We start from the raw sequence: 8,313 nt of genomic DNA on the forward strand, positions 1-8,313 counted from the left end.
ATGTAAGGTCGCGTAAAGCGCGTTATATAAACCAATAAAAAAATACTTAGCGCCTAAATAAGCGCTTTTGCCATGAAATAGAGAGCAAGCTAGCTCTCTATATTATTAAGGCTGGTATTATTTAGGCACGTATTCTAAGTAATCGTAGTAAGCCCAGTTGTTTTGCCAGTAGTATTGTTGCGGAAAGTACATAGCACTGGCAGAGTTATCACCGTGCCAATGGTTTATCATGATGCGGGTCGAATCCACCGGCCACGCATACTGTGGCACTTCATTGGACGCGACATATCCATCGCCATTATCACGGTATAAAGTGCGAATAATACGGGTATTTCCTGACGGGTCTATTACATACCAGTCAACTTTCCAACTAGACCAATCAAAACCAATATGTATAAGATCTTGGTAGATATTCAGGCCGTATTGTCCTAGGTCGATATCTTGCTCCCAGCTTTGGTATGTGCCGCCTTGGGGTTGATAAATCAAATTAGTATGTACAACGTTTCCTAGGCTAGGTAAAAACTCAATATCAATTTCTTGCCAAGCTCGGCCAGGCACATCATGCCACGACGTGTAAGTAAAAATTGAAGCTACAGTACCACGAGCATTACCGGTTTTAAGACTAGATTGAATTCGACCATAACCTACTAATGATTTTGTTCTCAGCTCGGCACATTGATTAGGAGCCACACCTAAAGTGATACCGTGAGAACTTGGTGAAATCTTGGACGGTGTAAAGCTACAACCAAAAGGACTACCATTGCTGCCACTTCTCGCTTGCCAAATGCCCGAGTTATAACCCCAGTTAAAGTCATCTTTAAAATAACTCGCTGCTTGGGTTGCGCTTATTGTGAGTAGCGTAATGCCAATACCAAGTATTGCTTGGGTTTTCATTTCGTATATTCCTTATGTTGTCTTAGTATTATATGTGTCGCATAAACCTCTCTCGCCTTTAACACGCAAAAGGCAGAGCCAAGTTTCGGACCTTGTAATGCAGCATTAAAACCAACTGCTGACGAATAGGTTTTAGAAAAGAGTTGGCACTAATGAAAAACTGATAGCCTAAATTTTTAGCTAGTAAATAGGCTGAGTTCGGTAGGGAAAACAGTGGTAGAATGACAGAGAAAACAATCCCATTACTAGATGTATGTTTTGCTATCTTCCTTATCATTAGCCGTCCTTAGCATAATATTCCGTTGTCTTATCCTTGACTTATATTCTAAGCAACTCAATATCGGATTTTCCTAGCTGTGACCGCTTTAACGAATAAACTTTTAAGCTTGAAACCACCTTAAATATTAAAGTTTTTACTGGTTTAATAAGAAGAGTGAGACAAACGAGACACCATCATAACAATATTTTAAGTTACACAAGCCGCGATTGTCAGGGCAATAAATTATGAAATAAACATATTTTTAATAAAATATTCTGCTATTTTTTGTAAAATCAGCTAATTGGTTAATTCAACACTAATGAAGAAAATTCCATAATGAACAGAATATACTGAAACTTAAATTATTGTGCGATCAATTAATAAACAATGCTATTAATTATCTACAGCGTCTAAGATAATGCCTATTTAGTAGAAAACCACTAGTTAACAACAAACCCACTTATTATCACAAGCTATTGAATATAAATAAGTAATACAAACATTTTCATAAGGAAACATTAAATTTACATCCCCACAACTTCGCCAACATGGTAGTAAAACTGTCGAGCTGACGGGCATTGCTATTCCAAGGTGTGGTCAGTCTCTGTAGAAATTTCATTGGTTTTTTAAGTTGCAGTATAAAGTTAGATCTTCATCTCAAAACACTTTGCCAACCAGCACAACGAGTTTTCCCTTTTTACTCTTGCGGCGCACTTGTCGATTCGTACGCAAGACCAAATAAATATGCTTAGTCATTCGCTCGCTAGTGCAGCTATCATTAGTGAAAACATCTACAACTAAGCATTGTTCTTAGCAGTATTGCTTAACCTTTTACCCTGCTGATCTCAGTAAATCATTTGGATTAACCTATTAAATCTGCCTAAGCATGCTCAACTGTTGGTTTCTGTGATTGACAGCCTTGAACAAGAAAGCGCTTTCATTATAGCCTTTGCCTAGTCTATTTAAATGAAGGTTGTATCAATTGATGAAAGCGAAACATTACAGAACTCTAGAGCGCACTGGAGAACGTTGGGCAGAGAAAACACCGGTGCAGTTTAAGTCTCACTATAAAGTACAACCATCGCTCATTGCCGTTAATTCACGAGAAACATTTCAAACCCATATTGGATTTGGCGGCGCGTTTACCGAAGCGGCGGCCTACACCTACCATGAGATGCCCAAGGCCTTACAAGAAGAATTTATAAAGGCCTATTTTGATAAACAACAAGGCTTGGGTTACGAGCTGGGGCGTATTGCTATTCATTCATGTGACTTTGCCCTAGGCAATTATAGTTATATAGAAGAAGGAGATAGCGAACTTAACAGCTTTGACCTTTCTCATGAAGAACAATGGCTGATTCCAATGATAAAGCATGCGGCGAAACAGCTTGGTAAACCTATTACGATGCTTGCATCCCCTTGGAGTCCGCCTGGATTTATGAAAACCAACGGCGAAATGAACTACGGTGGAAAACTGTTGGCGGAGTATCAACAGTCTTGGGCAAACTATTACGCCAAGTTTATTGAACAGATGGAAGAGCGTGGTGTTCCGATTTGGGGGATCAGTATTCAAAATGAGCCTGAAGCCGACCAAATTTGGGATTCTTGCTTTTATAGTGCAGAAGAAGAACGCGACTTTATTAAACATTACTTAGGCCCCACTATGCACGCGGCGGGTTACCAAGACAAAGCCATTATTATTTGGGATCATAATCGTGATGTGATAGTTGAGCGAGCGGCTACTGTATTGAGCGACCCAGAAGCAGCGAAGTATGTTTGGGGAGTCGGCAATCACTGGTATGTGAGTGAAGATTTTGAAAATCTGTCCATGGTGCATCATTTATACCCAGATACACACCTTATCTTCACCGAAGGTTGTGTCGAACTCACCGATAGTTCGGTAGATAAAGATGATAAAAGCGGTTATTTAGGCGCATGGGGTAATGGCGAGCGCTATGGCAGAAACATTATTGGTGATTTTAATAACTATTCGGAAGGTTGGATTGACTGGAATTTGTTGTTAAATGAGCAAGGCGGCCCCAACCACGTAGAGAACTACTGTGAAGCCCCAATCATGTACAACCGTCAAACTAAGTGTTTAATTTACAATAACTCTTATTACTACATCGGCCATTTTTCCCGCTATATCGATATTGGTGCCAAACGGATAAAAACTCAGGTCAGTGGTGAAAACCTACATGCGGTGAGCTTTATAAACACCGACGGTAAACGAGTGGTAGTGGTACAAAATGAAGGGCATGTAGCCAAAGTGACACTGGTTGTTGATGGCTTAGGCGCAGAGCTTTCGTTAGCTAACAACTCCATAAATACCTTTGTTTTTGGCGAGTAAAAAAACCAAGCTAGCCAATAAGATGGCCATTAACACTAGGCGCTAATCAAATAGCGCCTGTCTTGGCCTAGCTTAGCTGGTCCAATTAAGTCGCGCGCCACTCCCCCAGATATTTTAGGTGCTTTTTAATTATGTTCTTTAGCCACAGCTCTTCGTTTGGAACCTGCTCTTGCAATCGTGCGGCAGCAACAATCGGCCACCATTTCTTTAAGCTGTGTTTACAGATCCCCGATACTTTTAGGTACTCCCTGAGGTAGAAGTAAGCCAACAATCGTTTATAAGCGATAAAGCCCTGTCTTTTTAACGGCCCCATCTCAAAAGGCATAAAGGGGCTAATCAGCATTAAATAACTTCGTAGTAGATCGCCTTCGGCATTGCCAGAATAAGCATTCATCCAATCGATGAAGAAAAAGTCTTGATGATGGCGGATAATATTGCCTACATGAAAGTCGCCATGACAAACCTGCTCAGCCGGCGCCAGCTGCTTTACCGCTTGTAAAATCTGCGCCTGATATTCGGGGATAGTGTCTGTTCGTTTTATTAGGCTAGCAAGGCGCTCTACTTGCTTAGGCAGGCCCTTAATTGTTGTGGCATTCAACCTTGCTTGTGCTCTGGCTAACCGTTTAATGGTAGATATAGATTGTAAAGGTTTAGCCAGCAGTTGATTAAATAGTATTTCCCCTGGCACATAGTCATACACTATCCCGCTACGGTCACCAATGCTAACTATCTGATGATACTTGGGCGCAGCTATTGCCGAACAACTAACAGTTTCGGCAATACTCGCTTCATAATGAACCGCCTCTAGGCTGTACTTATTGTTAAATAGTTTTATTACTTTGGTTTGTTGGTACAGGTAAACATCGGCAGTAGCGCCGCTGCCTATTAGTTTAAGATTTTCAAGATTAATCATGGTGATACTTAATAATGCCGATGCTTAAATAGCAGATTATCAAAAAGCTGTTAAATAGCCATCCCTAGTAAAACTAACCGTAACAGCTAGTGGCTCTAACTATACAAGAGCGCTCCTTAGCTTGCTCTTAAATGCGCGTTATAAGCGTGCTAAAGCGTTACGCAGTTTCTCTATACTTTGAACTCCTAGCCCGCTGCTTTGCCAAGCAAACTGATCGCCGCTAAACCGAGGGAAAATATGCAGATGGTAATGAGATAACGCGTTGAACTTGCCGTTGTTCTGAATAAATGAAATACCGTCAGGCTCAAATACCTTTTCAATCCGACTATAGAGATTTCTAGCCACCGAGTGAATTTCAGCGAAAATATGCTCTGGTAACTCGATGTAGCTTTGGTAGGGGTAAGTAGGACAAATCAAAATGTGCCCGAAATTAATCGGCTCGTGATCAGCGAACGCAATAACATTACTGGACTAATAAACAATTACCGCTTCAATTTCCCTACTGATTATTTGTTCTACTATCGTCATCTTACCGTTTCCAAGCAAAGAGTAATGTAGTGCACTTACTCATTTATCTTATTGAATAAGCGTAAATTTACTAGATTAATGCAATCTTTCAGCATGTCGCCAGTGTCGACCTGTAAACACGACGGATGAGTAGTTCCCGCTGGTTAATTCTTGCAAACTCATTAACCCGAGAGTTCAAAGGCGCCTAACAATAAGGCGTTTCTACCCCACTCACTTGTATCTATTTGACTTAAGCATTAAGCCAACGTCACTATAAGGCTGCATCTAAACGTTGATGATAGATGAAAGGCTTCACCGCCATAATGGGGATGTTGTTAATGATGAGCTTAAAACGTGATGACGAGAAAAAGTAACGGCGCCAACACGGCGCCGTTATTGTTTAAAGCTAACATTCACGGCACAGCCGCTGAGCTAGTTTACTTGTGCGCGGGGTCACGCAGGTAAATAAGCCAATAGCCCATGCCAACAAATACTCCCCCGCCAATAATATTGCCAAGGGTGACAGGAATAAGATTATTCACAATAAAATTGCCAATGGTGAGATCAGCAAAGTCGGTAATACTCATGCCACTCATTTGCCAGAAGGTATCTCCAGCTAGGTACTTAATACCAATCGCCATTGGCACCTGAAACATATTAGCCACACAGTGCTCAAAACCCGCCGATACAAACATCGCTACCGGCAAAACCGTCACAAGTATTTTATCGGTGAGGCTGCGGCCACTAAAAGTCATCCACACTGCAACACACACTAGTACGTTGCACATCAAACCCAGCGCAACTGCCTGCCAAAAGCCATGGTGCAATTTATGTTGGGCAATTTTCATAGTTTCGATACCTACAGCACCGTTATCAGAAAGGTACTGCTTAGCAACCAGCATAATGCCCACTAAGGTGAGTGCGCCAATCAAGTTGCCTAGATAAACCACCACCCAGTTTACCCCTAAACTGCGCCAACTGATTTTGCCACTAGCTCTAGCCACCAAGGTGAGTACCGAGCTAGTAAATAGTTCACCGCCGGTAATGATCACCAGAATCAAACCCAGGCTAAATGCCAAACCGCCTACCAGACGAATTAAGCCCCAAGGCATATCACCGCCACCGGTAGTGACCGTGGTATAAAAAACAAAGGCGATACCAATATGGATCCCCGCTGTGATAGCCAGCATAAAGGTTTTAAAAGGGTCTTTGGTAACTTTTTTAACACCCACTTCAGCGGCCATCTCTGCCATCTGAGGCGGAAGGAGGGAATCAAATTGGCTCATTCAATGTATCCACGCAATAACGAAGTGCGCGGATTATAACCTTATTATACGTGAGGCCAATCACAATTTATCTCTGAGTAAAAATAATATCTTTTGCTGAAAACATAATCATCGATCCATCAATCTAAATCGCCGGCTAAGGCTGGCCCCAAAGGCCTGACGTCTCTATGGTAACCATCGATTTTGGGGCTTATCTATCGCTTTAATTGCAGTTTTTGAATGTTTCTAAAACGATTTATTCGGCGTTACAAGCCACCGGTTAAATCAACAAAGGCACCGGTGGCAAAAGATGATTTTTCAGACGCTAGCCAATAAATGGCCTCGGCAACTTCTTCGGGCAAACCGCCCCGTTGCATGGGAATGTTACTTTTTAGTCTTTCTATACGCTCAGGCTCTCCGCCATCGGCATGCATATCGGTATAAATCAATCCGGGTCGAACACAATTAACTCTTATACCTTCGGCAGCCACTTCTAATGACAAACCTTTTGTTAAAGTGTCAATTGCCCCTTTCGAGGCCGCGTAATCAATGTATTCGTTAGGCGAACCAGAGCGAGCCGCTCCCGATGAAACATTGACAATTACACCACCTATACCAACACGGCGAGTCGACATGCGTTTTACCGCTTCTCGGCAACACAAAAAGTAACTAGTCACATTGTTGATAAGAACGGAATTGATCCTATCAGCACTCATGTGTTCTAAGCGCATCTGTTGCTTTAACATGCCGGCGTTATTTACAAGAACAGAAACAAGCCCAAGCTCTCGGTCTACGGTTTCAAATAATCGTAGAACATCATCTTCTTTGGAAACATCAGCTTGAACGGCGATACATTCGCCACCAAAGGCTTTAATCTCTTGCACCAGAGCATTGGCAGACTCAGCATTAGATTTGTAGTTTATGCAAACCGCATAAGCATTTTGAGCAAAAAGCTTTGCGGTAGCAGCGCCTATCCCTCGCCCCCCACCAGTAACAATAACCACTTTTTGCTTGCTCATTATCTATCCTTTAAATGCTAATTTTCCATTATTCTGAGCATTATTCTGAGTGTCTCATTAATTTTCCTAAGCTTCCAATTCTTCGTGATAGCCAATAAAAAAGCAGCTTAACCAAGCGCATTTTGGGTCCCTATACTCAATAGACATTGTGCTGGACCTTTAGCTTTGGTTGTCTGCGGTAACTCATCAGTCTTTTCGCATGCTTAAGCTTCTAAACTGGTATACTCCCGCCTCAGTACGCACAATCAGCCAATCCAAGCGCTGATTTTTATAAGGACAGAACAGAAAAAGATGGCAAAGCTATTTCGAGAGGCCTATGAATATGGCTTAGTATTGGTGGTGGTATTGGCACTGCTGCACTGGTGGGTTTATGTCTACCAGATGGTCTTTTTACTGCTTCCCGTGTGCGCTATTTTTCTACTGTTTGTCCTGCAGTTACGCCGTCCCAATCCATTTTGGGAAAAAATCATCGATAAGATCTGGCACCCTTGGGGTAGCAGTGACCCCAAATCCATGCTCGGGCCATACATCGGCTCACTGGCGTTCTCTACTCTGCTGATTATCGAGCTGGTAATTTACTACGGCTATCGCTTACTCGGTTAATAGCAGCTATCGCAAATAACCAGTGGCCCTAATAAAGTTGGGCGAGCAAAAATCTCAGCAGGGCTGGTAATTAGGCGAAAACGAACGAGGAAAGTTAAGCGCTATTGAGCAAGCAACGGCATCGGCTTAAGCCGGTGGTGCGTTTATGACCGAGGTGTTGATGGTATTGGCGTAATAGGCGCTCTTTACCCACTGCGCCGGAAAAGTGCTGTTCAAACTCACAACTTAGGCTTAGCCATTGCTCTGCTGCTATGCCTAAGCGTTGCATGATGGGGCTGGCCTCTAGGTTTAAGTGGCCTCGCTTGTCTTCTCGAACAATACGGCCAGTGCTGTCAACCAATTCCAAGTAATGATGTAGTTGAAAAGGTAGACCTTGCGGCATATTGTTTCTGGGGTTACCCACAAAGGGAAACAGTACTTTAGGTTGGGCCTTTTTTTGTTGTACTGCCTTGGCTCTTAACTTAACACTGGTATGCTTGGATGATTCGGGAGTAGATTCCATT

The 8,313-nt window shown here is 42.5% G+C and carries 7 protein-coding genes and 1 pseudogene; 2 read left to right on the forward strand and 6 right to left on the reverse strand.

Annotation, left to right across the window (positions count from 1 at the left end):
- Positions 1-117 precede the first annotated feature (117 nt).
- The gene (locus tag ACQY6Q_RS15415) at positions 118-894 is read right to left on the reverse strand and encodes a family 16 glycosylhydrolase (protein ID WP_427982727.1); all 777 of its coding nucleotides are present in this window, start codon (positions 892-894) and stop codon (positions 118-120) included.
- 1,244 nt (positions 895-2,138) lie between these two features.
- On the opposite strand from ACQY6Q_RS15415, the gene ACQY6Q_RS15420 reads away from it, so the two are divergent.
- Positions 2,139-3,503, forward strand: a complete 1,365-nt coding sequence (locus ACQY6Q_RS15420; protein WP_427982730.1) for a glycoside hydrolase family 30 protein — start codon at positions 2,139-2,141, stop codon at positions 3,501-3,503.
- An 85-nt stretch (positions 3,504-3,588) separates the two neighbouring features.
- Here the strand turns inward: ACQY6Q_RS15420 and ACQY6Q_RS15425 are convergent, their stop codons facing one another.
- From ACQY6Q_RS15425 to ACQY6Q_RS15440, 4 genes are all read right to left on the reverse strand, one after another.
- A complete protein-coding gene (locus tag ACQY6Q_RS15425) occupies positions 3,589-4,416 on the reverse strand; it encodes a phosphotransferase family protein (protein ID WP_427982732.1) in 828 nt (275 codons plus the stop codon).
- 138 nt (positions 4,417-4,554) lie between these two features.
- The gene (locus ACQY6Q_RS15430; protein WP_427982740.1) at positions 4,555-4,875 is read right to left on the reverse strand and encodes an HIT family protein; all 321 of its coding nucleotides are present in this window, start codon (positions 4,873-4,875) and stop codon (positions 4,555-4,557) included.
- Between the two features lie 485 nt (positions 4,876-5,360).
- Entirely contained in the window at positions 5,361-6,209 is an 849-nt protein-coding gene (focA, locus tag ACQY6Q_RS15435; protein ID WP_427982735.1) for a formate transporter FocA, read from the reverse strand.
- A 245-nt stretch (positions 6,210-6,454) separates the two neighbouring features.
- Entirely contained in the window at positions 6,455-7,207 is a 753-nt protein-coding gene (locus ACQY6Q_RS15440) for an SDR family oxidoreductase (RefSeq protein ID WP_427982737.1), read from the reverse strand.
- Between the two features lie 291 nt (positions 7,208-7,498).
- Between ACQY6Q_RS15440 and ACQY6Q_RS15445 the strand changes: the two genes are divergently transcribed.
- Positions 7,499-7,810 (forward strand): hypothetical protein, encoded by a 312-nt coding sequence (locus ACQY6Q_RS15445; protein WP_427982738.1) that lies wholly within the window; start codon positions 7,499-7,501, stop codon positions 7,808-7,810.
- Positions 7,811-7,904: 94 nt separating this feature from the next.
- Here ACQY6Q_RS15445 and ACQY6Q_RS15450 read toward each other — a convergent pair.
- Positions 7,905-8,313, reverse strand: a pseudogene (locus tag ACQY6Q_RS15450) (transposase); the annotation flags it as partial.

The organism is Agarivorans sp. (assembly GCF_050295395.1).
GTDB lineage: Bacteria > Pseudomonadota > Gammaproteobacteria > Enterobacterales > Celerinatantimonadaceae > Agarivorans.